This window comes from Collimonas humicola, from assembly GCF_018304945.1.
Classification (GTDB): domain Bacteria; phylum Pseudomonadota; class Gammaproteobacteria; order Burkholderiales; family Burkholderiaceae_D; genus Collimonas; species Collimonas humicola.
Map to the genome: position 1 here is coordinate 1484605 of NZ_JAGQEE010000001.1, position 18987 is coordinate 1503591.

Genomic DNA, 18987 nt, shown 5'->3' on the forward strand with positions numbered 1-18987 from the left:
CATCCAGGCATTAATCGAACATTTTGCGAACATTGTGCCCCCCCTGTTTCCCCACGATTGTTCGCTGCAGTTTTCGATCACGATTTCACACCGCGGCCGCAGGCAGGGCTGCACCAGCCGCCACTCTATCCAGGAGAAGAAATTGAAACTGAAGATGATAAAAAGCTTGGCAATCTGTCTTTCATACACTGCGCTGTCGGCGCATGGCGCAGGGCTGCAGGCTTCTGCCGGCGGCAGTGCAGGCATCGCCCAGGCCGGATTGAATGCGGCGCCGGCAGCCAGCTGCCAGTACAGCGCCTGGACCGCCGGCGTCAACTATGCGATAGGCGCCATCGTCCAATATCCGGCCAACGGTTCTTTCTATAAAGAAGTGAACGCCGGCAGCAACGGCAGCGACGGCACCGATCCGACCATCAGCACCTGGTACTGGCAGCCGACCACCTGCAGCGGTTCGCCGGCGCCGGCGCCTTCAAGCGGCCTCATCTACAGCCCTTATTTTTACTCCGGCGACACCAGCGGCGACCAGCTCAATACGGCCGTTACCGGCAGCTCGCAACCCTTGCTCAAGGCCATGCCCGCCAGGCTGACGGCGGTGACCTGGGCATTTGCCACCGGCAGCTGCGGCAGCGAAAACTGGAATGGCGTATCGGCGGCGGCGTTCGCCAAGGCCAACGTGGCAAGCTTTGTCAGCGCCGGCAAAAAATACATCGTCTCGACCGGCGGCGCCGGCGCCAATTTCACCTGCACTTCGGACGCCAATTTCGCCAAATTCATCAAGACCTACTACAGCGCAAACCTGCTCGGCATCGACTTCGATATCGAGAACACCCAGACCCAGAGCGACATCAACAACCTGGTCGCGCGCGTAGCTGCGGCGCAGGCGGCCTATCCCAAGCTGCGCTACAGCTTCACGCTGGCGACCGACGGCGGCAATGAAAGCCAGAGCCTGGGGGACATGGGCGTAAAAGTGATGACGGCGATCCAGAATTACGGCTTGAAGAATTACACGATCAACCTGATGACCATGGATTTCGCCAATTCCGGACAGGAAAATTCCGCGTTGTGCACGCTTAACGGCAGCGGCAAATGCGATATGGGCAAGTCAACCATCAGCGCCGCCGAAAGCCTGCACAATCACTGGAAAGTGCCATACAGCCAGATCGAGGTCACGCCTATGATAGGCGGCAACGACAGCATAGACGAAACCTTCACCCTGGCCGATGCCGTCACCGTTTCCAACTATGCCTTGTCGAAGAAACTGGGCGGCGTGCATTTCTGGGCTTTCGCGCGCGACCGCGACTGCGCTCCGGCGACGTCGGACAACAACTCCTCCGACACCTGCAATAACTACGGCAAGGCCGGAACCCTGGGCTACACCAACAAGTTCCTCTCGGCGCTCGGCTTCTAGGCAGCGCATTCATCGATAGCACCAGCGCGTCCATACCCGGCAGCAAGCCGGGAATGGCACCCCTTGTTTGCGCGCGGCTCCCCGCAACGCTTCTCTGATACGTGAAGCACACTTTCTACTGGACTGGAACGACCTTGAAAACTCCCTCCGTTAAATATCTCGCCGTCAGCGCCGCCTTTTCCCTCGCCAATGCGGTAGTCCTGAGCGGCTGCAGCTGGGCCGCCGGCTTCAAGCATCCCGGCGTGCTGGTCGACCTTGCGCGCCTCAACTACATCAAGAGCCAGGTCAATGCCGGCGCCGAGCCTTTTGCCTCGGCCTATGAAGCGGCCAAAAGCACGACGCAAGGATCGCTCAGCTACCGGGTGCAAGGACCGCCCGCCAGCCACGTGATCGAATGCGGCTCCGGATCGGTGCCGGATCACGGCTGTTCGACCGAAGACAGCGACGCCGCAGCCGCCTATACCCAGGCGCTGCTGTGGTTCATTTCGGGCAACGCCACCTACGCCAAGAATGCGATCGCCATCATGAACACCTATGCGCGCAACCTGAGCGGCGGGCATACCGGTTCCAACGCTCCCCTGCAATCGGCATGGACAGCGGAAAAATGGCCTGCAGCGGCGGAAATCATCCGCTACACCTATAGCGGCTGGGCGGCTGCCGACGTCACGGCGTTTCAAAAAATGCTGACTACCCAGTACCTACCCTACATCAACAACAACCAGGGCGCGGGCAAGAACGGCAACTGGGAACTGAGCATGATCGACGGCATGCTCGGCATTGCCGTATTCACCGAAGACAAGGCGCTGTTCGCTGCGGCAACCAGCTTGTGGAAGAAATGGGTGCCCGCTTATTTCTACAACCATGCGCAAGACGGCAGCGCGCCGGTGAAATTCAGCGGCAGCCCGAGCAGCTGGAACGGCCAGACCGTCTTCAACGCAGCCACCAGCGGCGTATCGCAAGAGACTTGCCGCGACACCCAGCACGTGCAGCTCGGCATGGCGGCCACCTTCAATGGCGCCGAGACCGCCTATATCCAGGGCACCGACCTGTACACGCCTATGCAGGCGCGCCTGACCACGACGCTGGAATACCATGCACGCATGCTGCAAGGCGTGCGCAACACCTCGCAGACCGACAGCGTCCCCATCCCCGCCGGCTTCCCCGGACTATGCGACGGCAACTATATCCCTGTGCTGAAAGGCACCATGGAACGGGGCTATAACGCCTATCACAATCGTTTGGGCGTTGCATTGCCGCAGACCCTGAAGCACCTGGTCAACGACGTCAGGCCAAAAGCCAGTCCGGACGATTTGCACGACGTCATCCTGGAAACCCTGACGCATGGCGGCAGCCCCGCGAAATAACACCCGCCGCGGCAGTTACGCATGGAGCATGCGTGTTGTAACTTCTCGCCGCGCGCCACAAAACCGACTGGAGAACATGTTGAACACTGACGCCCTCGGATACTTATTCAAGAACTTCACGCTGGCCCTTGCCAGCGCCAGCATCCTGTGCGCCTGCGGCGACGGCGGCAGCGCCAGCCCAGGCAGCGCCGCCAGCAGCGCGAAAAGCGCGGCCGCCGCTACTGCCGGCTCTCCTTACGGCGGCACGCCATGGCCGCTGCCAGGAACAATCCAGGCGGAAAATTTCGACAACGGAGGACAAAGTGTCGGCTACTACAACGCCGCCAACACCAACCAGGGCGGCCAGTATCGCAGCGCCGAGGGCGTCGGCATCGAAGCCTCCAGCGACAGCGGCGCCGGCTACGACGTCGGCTGGACTACGGCCGGAGAATGGCTCAACTACACGGTCAACGTCGCGGCGACCGGCAGCTACACGCTGCAAGTGCGGGTCGCCAGCCTGGGCCAGGGCGGCAATTTCCATGTCAATGTGGACGGGACGGCGGCGACTTCGCAGCTGACCATCCCGGACACCCAGGGCTGGCAGAACTGGCAGACGCTCTCCTCCAGCATCAGCCTGACGGCCGGCCAGCACGTCATCCAGCTGTACATGGATAGCGCCGGCAGCAGCGGTGCGGTCGGCAACTTCAACTGGCTTGTCGTCAGCAGCGCCGGCGCCGCGCCCGACTTCGGTCCCAATGTGCTGATCTTCGATCCCGGCATGTCGGCCGCCGCCATCCAGGGCCGGCTCAATACAGTGTTCAGCCAGCAGCAAAGCAACCAGTTCGGCAACGCCCGCTATGCACTGCTGTTCAAACCCGGCGCTTATAACGTCGACGTCAATGTCGGTTTCTATACCCAGGTGCTCGGCTTGGGAAATTCGCCCGACGACGTCAACATCACCGGCGCGGTGCACGTCGAAGCCGACTGGGACAACGGCAACGCGACGCAGAATTTCTGGCGCGGCGCCGAAAACATGGCGGTCAATCCGAGCGGCAGCCTGGACCGCTGGGCGGTATCGCAGGGCTCGCCATTGCGCCGCATGCATATCAAGGGCAACCTGGCGCTGGATGACGGCGGCTGGTCCAGCGGCGGCTTCCTGGCAGACTCCAAGGTCGACGGCCAGGTCCAGTCCGGCGGCCAGCAGCAATGGTTCACCCGCGATTCGCAAATCGGCAGCTGGAGCGGCGCCAACTGGAACATGGTGTTCGCCGGGGTCGACGGCGCGCCCGGCGGCGTGGTCTGGCCGAATCCTCCCGACACTGTGCTGGCGACCACGCCGCTGGTGCGGGAAAAGCCTTTCCTCACCATCGACGCCGGCGGCAACTATAACGTCTTCGTTCCCGCGCTCGCCAGCAACAATCACGGCGTCAGCTGGACCAGCGGCGCCGCAGCCGGCCAATCGCTCTCCATCAGCAGTTTCTATATCGCCAAGGAAGGCGTTGATACCGCCGCCAGCATCAACGCCGCCCTGAGCCAGGGCAAGAACCTGATCCTGACGCCGGGCGTCTACCATCTCAACGACACCCTGCGCATCGCCCGCGCCAACACCGTGGTGCTGGGCCTCGGCCTGGCGACGCTGCTGCCCGATAACGGCGTGGCCGCCATGTCGGTGGCCGACGTCGACGGCGTCAAGATCGCCGGCATCCTGTTCGATGCCGGTCCGCTCAGCTCGCCTGTCCTGCTGGAAGTCGGACCGACAGGAAGCAGCGCCAGCCATGCCGCCAATCCGACCTCCCTGCACGACCTGTTCTTCCGCATCGGCGGCGCAACCGTGGGCAAGGCCGCGGTCGGCCTGAAAATCAACAGCAGCGACGTCATCGGCGACGATTTCTGGATCTGGCGCGCCGACCATACCTACGGCGTCGGCTGGAGCAGCAACACCGCCACCAACGGCCTCATCGTGAACGGCGCCAATGTCACTATCTACGGCTTGTTTGTCGAGCACTTCCAGCAATACCAGACGCTCTGGAACGGCAACGGCGGCCGTGTCTATTTCTACCAGAGCGAACTGCCCTACGATGTGCCGGACCAGGGCAGCTGGATGAACGGCGGCAAGAACGGCTACGCCTCCTACAAGGTAGCCGACTCGGTCGCCAGCCACCAGGCATGGGGAGTCGGCATCTACTGCTACTTCAGCAGCAACAGCAGCGTCAAGGTATCGAGCGCGATCGAAGCGCCGGCCTCCGGCTTGAACGGCGCCATGTTCCATAACATGACGACGGTCTCGCTGGGCGGCGTCGGTGAGATCACGCACGTCATCAACCAGTATGGCAATAGCGCCAACGCCGGCTCCAGCGTAGTCAGGCTGGCGAAATAAAGATACGCAGGCTTACCTGCTCGGGAATTGTTCTAGTTGACAAATGTTTGGCTTACAAATTAATCAACCACGACATCATTCATTCTGGAGAATACTTTGCCTAATTTACCCATGAAGACAATATCGAAAGCCCTGCTGCTTTCCTGCGGCCTGCTGGCCTTGTCCCTGAACGCCGGGGCGCACGGCCTGGCGGCCGGCAGCCAGGCCAGGCTGGACGCCAGGGTCGCCCCCTGCGACGCTGCCTGGGTCGACGGCGCCGTTTACACCGCTGGCGACAAGGTCAGCTACGGCGGCGTCAACTACAGCGCTGTCTACTGGACCCAGGGGAACAATCCGGCCAGCAGCAGCGGCGCCATTGCAACGGCGCAGCCATGGATCAGCGGCGCCAGCTGCCAGCAGGCCAAGGCGGCAGCCAACGACCATGATGCGAATTTCTCTCCGGCCACGCTGCAATTCCTGAAAGCCAATACCGGCCTGGACGGCGAGCAGTGGGACAACATCATGAAGCTGATCAACAAGCCGGAACAGGATTCGCTCAACTGGACCAAATACTACGGCTACTGCGAAAACATCAATGACGACCGCGGCTACACCATCGGGATTTTCGGCGCCACCACTGGCGGCCCCAACGATGAAGGTCCGGACGGTCCGGCGCTGTTCAAGGAATTCGACGCCGCCAGCGGCGCCGCCAACCCTTCGATCGCAGGCGGCCTGGCGCGCGCCGGCGCGCATGGCAACATGCAAGGCGCGATCCTGAAGATCACCGATAGCAAGGCGGATTTCTACAAGAAGATCGGGGCGCTGCAAAACAACCCGGCATGGCGCGAAGCCATGTGGCATACTTTTTATAATGTCTATATCAAGTACAGCCTGCAGCAGGCGCGCCAGCGCGGCTTCACCTCGGCGCTGACCATCGGCTCGTTTGTCGATACGGCGCTGAACCAGGGCGCCAGCGGCGATTCCGGCACGCTGGAAGGCGTGCTGTCGCGTTCGGGCAAGAGCACCGATGAAAAAACCTTCATGACCAGTTTCTACGCGCAACGCAGCAAGATCGTCGATACCAATCAGTACAACCAGCCGCCTAACGGCAAGAACCGGGTGAAAGAATGGAGCACCCTGCTGGGCCTGGGAGAAACCGACCTCAAGAATGCCGATGCGGACGTGGTCAAGGTGACCAACTGGACCATGAAGTAAGCCTGGGGACGCCTGGGCCGTGACCGGCCCGGGCGCGATGCGCAGATCCGGGGCTAGTTGATGTCGATGTCGATGCAGCATCACCATCAGGAGATAGCGATGAAACTCAAGGGATCCTGCCATTGCGGCGCCGTCCGCTTCAGCCTGGAAAGCGCTACGCCCTACCCTTACCAGCGCTGCTACTGCTCGATCTGCCGCAAGACCCAGGGCGGTGGCGGCTACACCATCAATATCGGCGGCGACGCCGGCACCCTCAAGGTCACCGGCCGTGACGACGTCAGCGTCTACCACGCCAAGCTCAAGCGCAAGGGCGAGCGCCGGGTCCATACCAGCACCGCGCAACGGCATTTCTGCCGGCGCTGCGGCAGCGCCTTGTGGCTGTTCAGTCCGGAATGGCCGGAGCTGGTGCATCCGTTTGCCTCAGCCATTGACACGCCGCTGCCGACGCCGCCTGAACACACCCATCTGCTGCTCGCCTACAAGGCGCCCTGGGTGGAAGTCAAGGCCGGCCGTAAAGACCAGCAGTTCGCCGAATTCCCGCATGAGTCATTGGCGGATTGGCATGAGCGGCTAGGGCTGCTCACATAGTTCTGTTCTGTCATTCGCGCCTCCACCTTGCGCCTAGACGGAGCTTTTAGAAAGCGGCGCTCAATTTTCTGCCGGCTCAGCTGCCAAAGCGGCGTCGAACACATTGATCAAGGTGATCAGATAATCCATGCGGGCCCGCTCCCGCATGGTGGTTCTCCGCCCCCATAAGAAATCAAACTCAGCCACGATGCGCAGATATTCCTTTTCGCAAATGACAGGTGTATCCATTTCTTCCTCCGGCATAATCGCACTTCGATTTTCCTGCCCTGGCAGACAGACTTGAGCGTCAGGCGTCCTGCTCGCGCCACCAGCGCCGCCCGGCCTGGGGCGCGGCGACGCTCAGCATTTCACCCATCTGCGGCGTGCTGACCGGAACTCCCTGCTCCCCAGCGAGCGCGACGATGCGCTCGAACGGGTCTTGCCACAGATGCAGGGCAAGGTCGAAGGTGCCGTTATGCACCGGCAGCAAATGCTTGCCGCCCAGGTCCAGGTGGGCTTGCAGCGTCTGTTCCGGCTGCATGTGGACGTCCGGCCAGTCATGGTCGTAGGCGCCGGTTTCTATCATGGTCAGGTCGAATGGGCCGTAGCGCCGGCCGATCTCCTTGAAGCCGTCGAAATAGCCGCTGTCGCCGCTGAAGAACAGGCGCAGATCGTCATCGATGATCACCCAGGAGGCCCACAGCGTACGGTTGCCGTCAGTCAGGCCGCGTCCGGAAAAATGGCGCGCCGGCGTCGCCGCCAGCTGCAAGCCGCCGACCCGGGTGCTTTGCCACCAGTCCAGCTGCTGCACCTTCTCCGCCGGAATGCCCCACTTGATCAGCGTGTCGCCCACGCCCAGCGGCGTCAGGAAGTGCTTTACCTTGCCGGCCAGCTGCAGGATCGCAGCGTGATCCAGATGATCGTAATGGTCATGCGACAGGATCACACCCTCGATAGGCGGCAAATCGGCGATGCCGATCGGCGGCTGGTGGAAGCGCTTGGGACCGATCCACTGCAGCGGCGAAGCGCGCTCGGAAAACACCGGATCGGTCAGCCAGAATGCGCCGCGCAGCTTCAGCAGCATAGTTGAATGGCCGAGGCGGAACAGCGAACGGTCGGGCGCCGCCAGCAGCTGCGCCGTGCTGATCGCCTGCACCGGGATCGGCCGCGCCGGCACCGTTCCAGCCGGCTTGTCGAAAATGAAACGCCACAACACTTGCAAGGTCTTGCGCAAGCCGTTCTTGTGCATCGGCTGGCGGTTCCTGAACTTGCCGTCGCGCCGCATTGAATATTGGATGGGGAGAGCCGTATCAAAAGCCTCGAGGGTTTCGCTTGCCATGCTGGTTGTCCTGTCCGGATATCGGTTATTTGATGATTTCTGCTGAAAACTGAAATATATTACACTACACAGTGTAGTTTATAACATAAAAAAGTAAACTTGGCAGTGCAAATAAATCCTATCCGGGGCATGGCAGCCATGGCGAGCGCCGGTGAATCGGCCAGCGCGTTCATCACCTGGCTCAAATCCAACTACGGCGAGCAGCTGCGCATGGCGGAACTGGCGCAACGCGCAGGCATGAGCGTGTCGTCGCTGCGGCATCACTTCAAGGCAGTCAGCGCCATGACGCCGGTGCAGGATCAGACCATGCATGCCGACAGACGCTTATGTCTGATCGGCCTGTGTTTTGGCAATGAACGGCTGCGTTTCTCTGATATTGTTTCGGCTGCGCGTGCGCTGCAGGGGCTCCGGGTAGTTTCCGTGACCTGATGGCGCTCATCACAAACCAGCTTTTTCAATTATTCCCGGACCGAGATGCAACATCGCAAATTCTGCAAGACTGCCAGCATGTTTTTCAAATTCGGATTGCTGGGAATATTCAGCCTGGGTTTGCTGACGGCCGTGACGATCGCCGCTGTCGGACTTTCCGACCGTATTGAGGCAAGTGATGTAGCAATTGTCTTCGGCTCCAAGGTCAACCCCGACGGCACCGCCTCTCCGCGCCTGGCTGCACGCCTGGACAAGGCTGGCGAATTGTACAAGTCAGGAGTAATTACGCATTTAATCGTCAGCGGCGGCACCGGCAAGGAAGGCGTGGATGAAGCAGTCGCCATGAAAAACTATCTCGTTGCGCGGCAAGTGCCGGCTGCATCGATATTGGTTGACAGCCATGGCGACACAACGGCTGACACAGCAAAAAACAGCACTGCGTTGATGCATCTGCATGGCTACAAGAGCGCTTTGCTTGTGTCCCAGTATTTTCACATTGCGCGGGCGCGCCTCGCCTTTAAGCAATGCGGCATATCGCGCCTTTACAACGCCCATCCTGTTTTTTTTGAATGGCGTGACATATATTCGCTGGCCCGGGAAGTTATCGGATTCTATGCCTACGCCTTGCACTACTGAGCGACGTCGCCGTCAAAACCCTGACCATTCTCCAAAAATTGTCCACACCGTCCTGAGACTGCGCTTCATCAAGATAAAGTTTTGATGAAGCCCTCGTTTATAAAAAGCAATAAGTAAAAATAAATGGCTTAATATATTGCCAATCGTGGCCGGTTCCCGGTGACCGACTGCTCTGCTAACACATGCTACCCCGCCACCAATCATCCCAAAATGGAGTCCGACGATGAATGCACGCAGCATTCTTGATCACTGGCAGGACAGCGGCGCGCTCGACCAGCCGGGCTATCGGCGCGCGCTGCTGGCTTTGCATCTGGCGCCTGACGCCGAGCGCTGGCGCCGGCTGGCGGCATTGCTGCTGTTGATCAGCGGCGCCTTGTGCCTGCTGGCCGGCACAGTGATGGTATTCGCTTCCAATTGGCTGACCTGGCCGCGCCTGGCGCGGGTCGGCGTCGCCGAAGCCGGCTGGCTGGCGCTGCTGGCATGGGCTTTCCTGGCCCGGCCTGACAGCGACGGCCGGCGCTGGGCGCTGTTTGCCGTGGCTGCCATGTCCGGCATCTGGCTGGCGGTGATCGGGCAAACCTACCAGACCGGCGCCGATGCCTGGCAGCTGTTTGCGCTATGGGCGGCGCTGGCCTTGCCATGGGCGCTGCTGGCCGATTTCGCGCCGCTGTGGGGCTTGTGGATCGTCATTGCATCGCTGGCGCTGCAGCTGTGGCTGCCGCATGCGCCGTGGCGTCCGGCGCTGTCGTCCTGGGGCCTGTTCGATGAAGCCAACCTGCCCTTGATCGGCTTCTGGCTGGCGGCGCTGGCCCTGGCCGAACGGCTGCAAAGCGCGGCGGCGCCATGGACCGCGCGCATCCTGCCACGCCTGCTGGGACTGGGATTGGCGCTGCTGCTGACGATCCAGGCCAGCATGGTGCTGGCCGGCGCGCATCAGCATGTTTTCGGGCTTTCGGCAGCCAGCAGCAACCCTGTAATCCTGATCTTGTGGCTAGCCTGCGTGGTTGCAGCGCTCTATTTTTATTTACAGCGGCGCGATCTGTTGCTGCTGGCGCTGCCTTTGTTTTCTGTCTGGGTCGCCGTGCTGGCCTGGGTGATCGGTTCCGCCCATGGCGACAACTGGCTGTATCCGGTTTCCATACTGGCGATCGGCGGCCTCGGCGCCATCGGCTGGTGGCTGCACGCCCGCCACCAGCAATGGCAAGCCGCGTCGCAGCCGGCATTAATGGAGGCGGCGCAATGAGCCAGCCAAGCAACCAGATTGCCGACTGGGACGGCGTGATCGCCGGCTTGCGCGAGAGCGGCGCGCTGCGCCAGGACGCTGCCTTGCCCGGGCGCGATGATGCCCTGCCCTGGTCGGTCATGATCCTGCAAACCATCGCCGCCTGGATTGCCGCTGCCTTGCTGGTGGCGGCAGTGGTAGTGCCGGCCTTCATCGCCAGCAACGAAAGCGCCTGGATCGTTTGCGGCGTGCTGCTGATAGCCGTTGCGACAGCCGTGATGCGGCTCAATCGGCAATCGTTTTTCCTGCCGCAGATGGCGGTGCCGGTAGCGATTGCCGGCGCCGTGCTGGTCGGCGCCGGCCTGAAGCCGGATTCGTGGGAACTGCCGGCCTTCGTGCTGGCGCTGATACTGTTCGCACTGTCCGGACACCGCCTGCTGCGCTTCATTGCGGCCGGCGTCATGCTGGCGGTGCTGTGGTACTGGATGACGCCATGGCTGGGGCGTTACAACTACGGCCTGCGAGAGCACGCCACGTGGATGTGGCAACTGGCGCCGCTGCGCAATCTGCTGTTTTCGCTGGCGCTGTGGTGGCTGTGGACTCACCCGCTGAAACTGTCCGGCCTCGGTCCGGCGGTCTGGCAACCGGTGCGCCATGCCCTGCTGTGGTTCTGGCTTGGCGCGCAGGTATGGCAGGCCATTGGCTGGCACGAATTATTCGTGGCGCCGTCCGATGCCGATCAATGGCTGGCGCCAAATGGCCTCTGGCTTGCCTACCGGCTGCTAGACCTGCTGCCGTTACTGGTTGCCGTATTCATGACGCTGCGCCGTAACCCCGGATTGGCCGCCAGGATCTTGCCGCTGGCGGTGCTGTTGCCGCTCTGCGTCTTGTCGCCGGCGTTAGCGACGGCGGCGCTGGTGCTTTGGATCGGCCTGGCCGAAGGCCGCAGCTATCTGACGGCGCTCGGCATTGCCGCTGCACTGGCCGGCTTCGGCGCTTTCTATTACAACTTGAACTGGCCCCTGCTGTACAAGGGACTGCTGCTGATGGCGAGCGGCATCGCACTGTTGCTGATGTGGCTGTCCATGTCGAGGAGAGCAACATGATGCGGTGGCGCCTGCCTCTTTTCATCATCGCTGCGCTGATCACCCTGCTGTTCCTGAACGGCATCGTCTGGCGGCACGAACAAACCCTGGCGCAGGGCCGCGCGATACTGCTGCCGCTGCGTCCGGTCGATCCGCGTTCGCTGATGCAGGGCGATTACATGGCGCTTGACTATCAACTGACGCAACAGCTGACTAAGCAGCTGGTCGCTGCCAAAACACCCCCGGCGCCAGGTCAGGCGCTCGGCGTAATACTCGGCACCGACGCTGACGGCGTTGCGCAATTTCTGCGGATGGCCCAGGCCGGCGAACAACCGCAAGCCGGCGAAACCCTGGTGCGCCTGAAATGGGAAGACAATGGCGCACACCTGCCGAGCAGCAGTTATTTCTTCGCCGAGGGCGAAGGCGCCCGCTTCGCCCTGGCCCGCTACGCAATCTTCCGCGTAGCGCGCGATGGCACAGCCTTGCTGGCTGGCCTGGCGGACCAGCAGCATCAGGCGATTCCCGACCGCATCAAGAAAACTCCGGTAACTAGCGACAGCAAACAATGACATCTCATCTCCTGAAACGCCTGGCCCAATCAGCCCTGCTGATCCAATTCGCCTTTACACCACATGCGCAAGCGGATACAGGCCAAATGGCCGTCCGCAAGCCAGAATGGGCTCAGGCCGTGGACACCTCGGCCAATCTTTATTTGGTCGACAAGAATTTCTATCGCAGCGCCGCCTTGCGGCCACAGGATATCAAGACGCTCAACCAGCTGGGCATCAGAACAGTGGTCAACCTGCGCTCATTCCACTCGGATGACGGTTTGCTGAAAGATACCGGCATCAAGGCCGTGCATGTCGGCATCAACACCTGGGAAATCAACGATCAGAACGTGATCGATGCCTTGCGCGCGATACGCGCCGGCGCCAAGGAAGGCCCGGTCTTGCTACATTGCTGGCATGGCGCCGACCGGACCGGCCTGGTCACCGCGATGTACCGCGTCGTATTCCAGGACTGGAGCAAGCAAAAGGCGCTGGAAGAGCTGACTGACGGCGGCTACGGATACCACTCGCTGTGGAAAAACATTCCGAAATACATGGATGCCGTAGACATTGAAAAAATCCGCGCGGGTGTTGAGAGCAATGGTTGAGCAACGTTCTGCCGCATCCCTTGCTCCAGCCTGCGTCCAATCACACCCGCTGCAACCCCAGTGAAAACACCACCCCATCCGCCACATTTTGCGCGGTGATGGTGCCGCCCATCTTGGCCATATAAGTCTTGGCGACAAACAGCCCCTGCCCCCGGCTGCCGTTGGCGCCGGCGTCAAGCTGGTCGGACACGCCGTATTCGAAAATCTTGTCGATCAGTTCACCAGCGATATTCGGCCCGTAATTATGAATGGCGATGGTGGCCGCGGTTTCAGTGGTTTTCAGGTCGATGGAAATCATGGTGCCCGGCAGGCGGCAACGATCGGCATTGCGCAGGACGTGAGTTACCACATCCTCCAGCGAATAATCATCCGCCCTGACCATCACGCCCTGCTGCCCGCCGGAGAAGCTGACGTCCGCGATGCCGACCAGCGGCGCATTGTCCGCGACGTTGCCGAGAAAAGCACCGATGTCGATGGCCGTCACCTGCAGCACCGTGGACTGGAACGCCTCGCTGGGAGAGGCGCTGCCATACAGCACCCGCACCGCTTGCTGCATGCGGTTGATGTAGCGGCTGCTCTGGCTTTCGGCGGCGCCGTGCAGGGCCATCAAAGACTGCAGCGGCGACATGATTTCATGGCCCACCGCATGCCACATTTCCTTTTCCTGCTCGGCGCGGATTTCCTCCCGCTCGAGGTCTTCCTTGACGCGCCTGAGCAGGTCGTGCAGGCAGCTTGCCAGTACGCCAAGCTCGTCGGCGCCGCGCAGGTCGGTCAGGTCGAACTGGTCGAGCCCGCCCGAACCCTTGACGATCTTGGACACCTTGGCGGCGCGCCGGGTCAGCAATGTGATGCGGCGAATGATGCCGATCTCGATGATCAGCCAGGCGACGAACAAGGCCAGCAGCATGGCGCCGACAAACCACGATACCCGCGCAGCCACCACGCCCAGGCTGCGGTTGACGCTGCGCTCGTCGCCCGTCAAGGTCACATCATAGATTCCCGCTGCCGTCACCACAGATTCCCGGCTGTCGTTCGGCGGACCGACTTCGTCCACCGGCAGGCGGCGCACCAGGCGGCTTAGCAGGCGCGAGCTGTCGTCCGGATGATCTTCGGCCCCGCTCAGGCTGACCAGGTCAGCGCCGCCTGCCGCGCCGCGCTTCCTGATGCGCAAGCTCTCGCCCGGCAACAGCAGCGAAGCAAGGTCGCTCACGGCAAATGCCCGCGCTGCGCTCGCGCTTTTGCTGTCAAGAAGCAGCGGGCCGTCGCCCGGAGGCAAGACCTCGATGCGCACCTCGATCTTGTCCAGGTCGGCGGGCGGCCAAACCGGATTTTTTTCCTGGAACAGGGCATCCTGCAGGACGCCTATCGGCAGGCGCAACGAGAAAAACGAACTGCGCGGGCAATCGGCATCGCCCTGCCCGGGCTTGCTGCATAAGGTGCTTTGCCAGATCCAGCCGCGGAAATCCTTGACCGGCCTGGCTCCCACCCGGCCGCTATCGTCATCGAGAAAACCGGTCAGGCGGCCATGCGCGCCACGCGTTTGCACGGCATTCGGATCGCCGTTCTTTTCGAACGGTGCAATCCAGCGGTAGGTCTGTCCGCGCAGCGTTACCGTCACCCGCAGGCGATGCGCGTCGCCGATATCCTGTTCGCCGCGCTGGTGCGGCACCAGTTCATCGCTGACAAAACTGCCGGCCGCATAAATGAAGCCGCCGGCCCAAGGGTTGTTGCCGACGGCCACGCAGAGCGCGCCGTCATCCCCATACTGCACCAGGCAGCCGGACATGGTGATGGCCTGCCGCACCTTGTTCTGGTCGTCGAAATCGAGCGAGGGAAACGGCAGCAATACCGGATGCAGCGCGGCTGCGCCGCCATTTTCGGCGCGCGGATTCAGCAGCGCCAATTGCCCGGCGGGATGACGCAAGGTGGCCAGGATCTGGTCGCTGGTCTTGCGGAAGCTGGCCTGGTAATTCTTGTAACTCAGCTGCTTTTCCTGCTGCAGCACATACAGCGCCAGCGCCACCGTAGCCACCGCCAGCAGCAGGAAGGCGCCCCGGAACAGGATGCGCAGGCGGTATTGGGCGAGATTCGGAAAGCTGATCTTCATGGGCAGTCATTCCCGCTGTCGAAGTGGCCGCGCATCATTTTTCCTGGTCGACCCAGCGAAAGCCGCGCATCGGGATATTTTCAATGCAGGAGAACTCGGCATCGACCTCGCGAAACGCATCGCGGATGGTGCTGACATGCTTGCGGATATTGTCGCGGTTGCGCCCGCTCTTGACCACCTGGAACAGCTGCTCGTAGGTCACCACCTGGCCGCGGTGCTCGTACAGCGCCGCCAGCAGGCGTTGCGCCGTCAGCGGCAGGTTGATGCGTTGCGCGCGCCAGATCGGGGTCTTCTGGCGCAGCGGGTCGATCGACAGTTCATTGCTGCTGGCCGTGGGCATGCTCTCCTTCGCGCCGTTGCGGTCCTTGGCGGCGCGCAGGATCTCCAGGAAGGTATCGATGAAATCGGATTCCTCGAAGGTCGCCTTTTGCAGGTAATCCCAAGCGTCCAAGGCCTTCATGATGCTGCGGTAGATGGTGGCCGGCATGGCCGACACCACCAGCACCGGCGTCGCCTGGCCCTTGTTGATGGCATTGATGATGGCGACGCCGGCATGCCGTTCGCGGCCCAGCTCGATGTCGAGCACCACCAGGTCGTAATTTTCACGCGCCAGCGCCGCCTCGGCGTCATCGCGCGTGTACCACTGGTCGACGTGGATGCCGGGCTTGGCCGCCTCGATCCAGCCCTTGAGCTGGTTGCTGGTCGGGATGTCGTCTTCGATCACCGCTACTTTTTGTGCCTGCTTTGACATTTTTTCTCCGCTGCTTCCACTATCGATGACGCACCTGCAATGAGAAGAACCTGCTTGCAAGAGTAAGGATTCATGAAAGTATCCACGCTTTCCCATGAAAAGTCTGCGCCGCGCTGTGAGTATTTCTTCACACGGCTTACCGGACTGCGACGTTGCGGAGCATTCACCACCCCCGGATAACGCGACTGCCCCTGCCTGCCCATTGTTACTTCCGCCGCCTGGAGCGCAAGATTCTTCCCAGGGAAAAGCACTGCATGCCGCTCCCGACCATCGGATTACCACATCAACCAGGGGAAATATCATGTCTGAACGGCTCGAATCACTGCTGCAAGGTCTGCTTGCACTGCTCACCACAACCATTTCTGCAATCGGCGCCACGCTGGCCGGCCTGGGCCGTGCCGCGCGGCGCGCCTGGATGCTGTTGCTGGCAATCGGGCTGATAGGCGGCGCCGGCTACGAACTGATCACCCATCCGCCGTTCAAGACCCTGGAGCCCGGCGAGGTCGGCATCCGCTCCAACAAGCTCACCGGCGGCACCGCCGAGGTCAAAGACGGCCTGGTCGTAGTCATCCCCGGCCTGCATGAATTGCGGCGCTACTCGCTGCTGGACCAGGTGTATCGCCCGGTGCGCAGCAGCAAGGCCAATGGCGAAGCGCCGTTCCAGTCGATCGAGGGCCTGTCGCTGGGCGTCGACCTGACCATACGCTATGCCATCGATCCGGCCAGGCTGGCCGGCATCGCCAAGGAACTGCCTGCCGACATCAACGGCGAGATCGTCGAGCCCATGGTGCAAGGCGTGATCTACAAGTCTTTCACCCGCTATTCGGTGCGCGACATCTTTTCCACCAAGCGCGGTGAAATCCAGAAAGAAATAGAAAACGAGTTGAAACCGAAACTGGCGGCCGACGGCATCATCCTGCGCGGCGTGCAGATGGGTCAGGTCGACCTGCCGCCGGAATACCGCCAGGGCATGGAAAAATTGCTGGCCGAAGAGCTGGAAAGCGAAAAAATGAAATACACGCTGGAGCTCAAGAGCAAGCAAGTCCAGCAAACCGAACTGGAAGCTGAAGCCGAGAAGGTCAAGCGCGAAAAATCGGCCGAAGCGGCCGGCAACGAGCAAATCATCGCCGCCAAGGCCCAGGAAGAAGCCATGAAACACGTGCTGCCGTTCAAGCAAAAGCAGATCGAGCAGCGCCAGTATGAAGCCGAAGCAGAAAAGGTATCGCGCATCAAGACCGCCGAAGGCAGCGCAGAAGCGCGCCGCATCGAGGCCACCGGCGAAGCCGATTCGCGCCGCAAACTGGCCGACGTCGAAGCCTATCGCCTGGAAACGGTCGGCAAGGTCACCAGCGCCCAGCTGGAACGCGATGGCGCGCTGATCACCAAGAATCCCTTGCTGATCCAGAAAACCATGGCCGACAAGCTGTCCGACAAGATTTCGGTAATCATCGCTCCGCCCCCAGCCAGCGGCGGCTTCATCGGCTCGGCCCTGCTCGGCAGCACGCAGGCAACCGCCTCCCAAAACCCGCAAACCAGCGCTGCCGCTGCTGAGGAGACACAACAATGATGCTCGCCGCCCTGGCCCTGGTCGCCATCGTCACCCAGGATAACGCCGCCCTGCGCGCCGCGCCGCGCGAATCCGCCCAGCAGCAGGCCGTGCTGTGGCAAGGCGACAGCCTTGAAGTGCGCGGCGAGAAGATGGATTACCTGCAGGTCTACGACCACCGCCGCGAACACGGCGGCTATATCCGCGCCTCGCAAGTGCGCACCCAGTCCCTGGAACCTAAGGACGCGCCCGACCTGCTGGCCGTCGTGCGCTTCCTGCGCGACACGCCGGGCGCCGAGGCGCTCGGCATCAGCTACGCGGCGGCCTACCTGAAAGCGGCGCCGGCCGAAGCCATCGGCCCTGAACCGTTCGATGCGCTGGGGACCATGGCGGACCGCCTGGCGCGCCGTGCTTCCGCCAAAAGGGGCAAGGCCGACGACACCGTATTGTCGGCCCATCTTGAAGTGGCCTCCAGCTATGGCATCGGCATGCAGGGCTTCGAGCGCGACGGTCGCGTGCAGTTGTGCTACAACGGCGAAGCCTTCCGCCGCGTGCTGGCCATGAAATCGAACGACGGCCAGCGCGCCCGCGCCGCCCTGGCGCTGACCCGGCCCGAATGCGTAGACCCGAACATCACACCCACCGAGCGCAACAGCCTCGACGCCTGGCGCGCCGACGTCCTCGACCGTGTGCAACTGACCAACTTGCCCGAATACGAGAAAAACCGCCTGCGCCTGCGCCGCGCCAGCGTCTGGGCCAGCATCGCCTTCGAGCGCACCAGGCAGCATCAGCCGGCGCAGGAAGCCGCCAACCGCGCCTTGCAGGAACTGGCTGGCGTCAACAAGGAAGAAATCGCCGAACCGGACGCGGCCGCTTATACCGACGCCGCTGTGCGCGTCGCCGCCTCGCGCTGGGCGGCGGAACCTGAACCCGTCAGCGCCGGCAACGGCCTGGCCGTCGTCACCACGCCCGGTGAAAGCGGCGAAACCTGCGTCGCGCTGATAGACGCCAAGCACGATCAAAAAAATCCGCTCGTCAAGCGCTGCACCTACGGCCTGGTCTGGAAAGCTTCGGCCAGCGTCAACGCCCAGCAAAGCGCGCTGGCGCTGGCCGTGCAGCCGCTCGATTCATGGCGCGAGCTGTGGGTATTCCATCAGGGAGAAAAAGGCTGGACCATCGACATCCTGCCGCCGGCCGCCAACGCGCCCGATGTCGGCTACCTGGAATTTGCCGGCTGGGTGCCAGGCAGCGCCAAGATGCTGGCGGTGCGCGAAGCGCGCGTGGACGGGCGTTTCAAGCGCAGCTTTGAAGTGATACGGATGGATACCATGGATGTCGAAAAACAGGCCGACAATCCGCGTTCGCTGAGCCTGTTTTATCGGTGGCAGGATCCGGCCTGGAAGCGCGGGACTCTGAGTATGCGGTGATGGCGGCCAGATAGAGAATACGGGTTCGCAATTGTGCGGCGGGCGCACCTGAAACGCCCGCGACTCCCCAGCGCCCGTCCTGCAAGAGCCGCTGCATAAAGACAACCGGATAGGTTATCCATCGTGGAGAGCAAGTCATTTGCGGTGGTCAATCATCCATTTGACCTTGCGCTTAGCTTCGCTAAACGCTGTCTCTTCGCTGTCCAGGAGCAGGTCCTTGCACTTGCGGACCGGCCCATCCTGAATTTGATATGACCAGGTCCATCCGCCATTTCTCACTTCCAAAACATCAATCGAATAATGGATGCCTTTGTATTCAAATTGATGCGTCATGTTCGCCATGCTACCCGGAAAAGAGTACGTGCACAGCCAGCCTTGCAAGATCGTGATGACAGCATGG

At 61.8% G+C, this 18987-nt stretch carries 18 protein-coding genes; 13 read left to right on the forward strand and 5 right to left on the reverse strand.

The features are described 5' to 3' along the window. Positions 1–166 precede the first annotated feature (166 nt). The 5 genes from KHU30_RS06695 to KHU30_RS06715 all read left to right on the forward strand — a co-directional run bounded on the left by KHU30_RS06695 (position 167) and on the right by KHU30_RS06715 (position 6910). Entirely contained in the window at positions 167–1408 is a 1242-nt protein-coding gene (locus tag KHU30_RS06695; RefSeq protein WP_230427205.1) for a glycosyl hydrolase family 18 protein, read from the forward strand. 134 nt (positions 1409–1542) lie between these two features. Next, positions 1543–2772 (forward strand): alginate lyase family protein, encoded by a 1230-nt coding sequence (locus tag KHU30_RS06700; RefSeq protein ID WP_211441785.1) that lies wholly within the window; start codon positions 1543–1545, stop codon positions 2770–2772. A gap of 76 nt (positions 2773–2848) precedes the next feature. Continuing rightward, entirely contained in the window at positions 2849–5128 is a 2280-nt protein-coding gene (locus tag KHU30_RS06705; RefSeq protein ID WP_211441786.1) for a carbohydrate-binding protein, read from the forward strand. A gap of 96 nt (positions 5129–5224) precedes the next feature. After that, on the forward strand, positions 5225–6322 hold the full coding sequence (locus tag KHU30_RS06710; protein WP_230427206.1) for a chitosanase: 1098 nt from the start codon (positions 5225–5227) through the stop codon (positions 6320–6322). 99 nt (positions 6323–6421) lie between these two features. Then, positions 6422–6910, forward strand: a complete 489-nt coding sequence (locus KHU30_RS06715) for a GFA family protein (protein WP_211441787.1) — start codon at positions 6422–6424, stop codon at positions 6908–6910. Between the two features lie 60 nt (positions 6911–6970). Here the strand turns inward: KHU30_RS06715 and KHU30_RS06720 are convergent, their stop codons facing one another. Beyond that, a complete protein-coding gene (locus KHU30_RS06720; protein ID WP_230427207.1) occupies positions 6971–7138 on the reverse strand; it encodes a hypothetical protein in 168 nt (55 codons plus the stop codon). A 58-nt stretch (positions 7139–7196) separates the two neighbouring features. Then, positions 7197–8228: an MBL fold metallo-hydrolase gene (locus tag KHU30_RS06725; RefSeq protein ID WP_211441789.1), complete on the reverse strand. Its 1032-nt coding sequence runs from the start codon at positions 8226–8228 to the stop codon at positions 7197–7199. Between the two features lie 99 nt (positions 8229–8327). Between KHU30_RS06725 and KHU30_RS06730 the strand changes: the two genes are divergently transcribed. The 6 genes from KHU30_RS06730 (at position 8328) to KHU30_RS06755 (ending at position 12756) form a co-directional block, all read left to right on the forward strand. Beyond that, on the forward strand, positions 8328–8657 hold the full coding sequence (locus KHU30_RS06730; RefSeq protein ID WP_211441790.1) for an AraC family transcriptional regulator: 330 nt from the start codon (positions 8328–8330) through the stop codon (positions 8655–8657). 45 nt (positions 8658–8702) lie between these two features. Further along, positions 8703–9293 (forward strand): YdcF family protein, encoded by a 591-nt coding sequence (locus KHU30_RS06735; RefSeq protein WP_230427208.1) that lies wholly within the window; start codon positions 8703–8705, stop codon positions 9291–9293. 223 nt (positions 9294–9516) lie between these two features. After that, positions 9517–10536: a DUF2157 domain-containing protein gene (locus tag KHU30_RS06740; protein WP_211441791.1), complete on the forward strand. Its 1020-nt coding sequence runs from the start codon at positions 9517–9519 to the stop codon at positions 10534–10536. Further along, a complete protein-coding gene (locus KHU30_RS06745; protein ID WP_211441792.1) occupies positions 10533–11621 on the forward strand; it encodes a DUF4401 domain-containing protein in 1089 nt (362 codons plus the stop codon). The genes KHU30_RS06740 and KHU30_RS06745 overlap by 4 nt, the downstream gene beginning before the upstream one ends. Further along, positions 11618–12169 carry a GDYXXLXY domain-containing protein gene (locus KHU30_RS06750; RefSeq protein ID WP_211441793.1) on the forward strand — a complete coding sequence of 184 codons (552 nt, stop codon included), beginning with the start codon at positions 11618–11620 and terminating at the stop codon, positions 12167–12169. Before KHU30_RS06745 ends, KHU30_RS06750 begins: the two co-directional genes overlap by 4 nt. A gap of 86 nt (positions 12170–12255) precedes the next feature. After that, complete coding sequence (locus KHU30_RS06755) at positions 12256–12756, forward strand: tyrosine-protein phosphatase (protein WP_211441794.1); 501 nt, start codon at positions 12256–12258, stop codon at positions 12754–12756. A gap of 40 nt (positions 12757–12796) precedes the next feature. On the opposite strand, the gene KHU30_RS06760 is transcribed toward KHU30_RS06755, so the two are convergent. Beyond that, a complete protein-coding gene (locus KHU30_RS06760; protein WP_211441795.1) occupies positions 12797–14863 on the reverse strand; it encodes a sensor histidine kinase in 2067 nt (688 codons plus the stop codon). 34 nt (positions 14864–14897) lie between these two features. Then, positions 14898–15614 (reverse strand): response regulator transcription factor, encoded by a 717-nt coding sequence (locus tag KHU30_RS06765; protein ID WP_211441796.1) that lies wholly within the window; start codon positions 15612–15614, stop codon positions 14898–14900. A gap of 301 nt (positions 15615–15915) precedes the next feature. Between KHU30_RS06765 and KHU30_RS06770 the strand changes: the two genes are divergently transcribed. Together KHU30_RS06770 and KHU30_RS06775 are read left to right on the forward strand one after the other, a co-directional pair. Beyond that, positions 15916–17181 carry an SPFH domain-containing protein gene (locus KHU30_RS06770; protein WP_230427209.1) on the forward strand — a complete coding sequence of 422 codons (1266 nt, stop codon included), beginning with the start codon at positions 15916–15918 and terminating at the stop codon, positions 17179–17181. Further along, positions 17178–18587 (forward strand): SH3 domain-containing protein, encoded by a 1410-nt coding sequence (locus tag KHU30_RS06775; RefSeq protein WP_211441798.1) that lies wholly within the window; start codon positions 17178–17180, stop codon positions 18585–18587. The genes KHU30_RS06770 and KHU30_RS06775 overlap by 4 nt, the downstream gene beginning before the upstream one ends. Before the next feature lie 135 nt (positions 18588–18722). Here KHU30_RS06775 and KHU30_RS06780 read toward each other — a convergent pair whose 3' ends face one another. Then, positions 18723–18920: a hypothetical protein gene (locus KHU30_RS06780; protein ID WP_211441799.1), complete on the reverse strand. Its 198-nt coding sequence runs from the start codon at positions 18918–18920 to the stop codon at positions 18723–18725. Between the last annotated feature and the right edge of the window lie 67 nt (positions 18921–18987).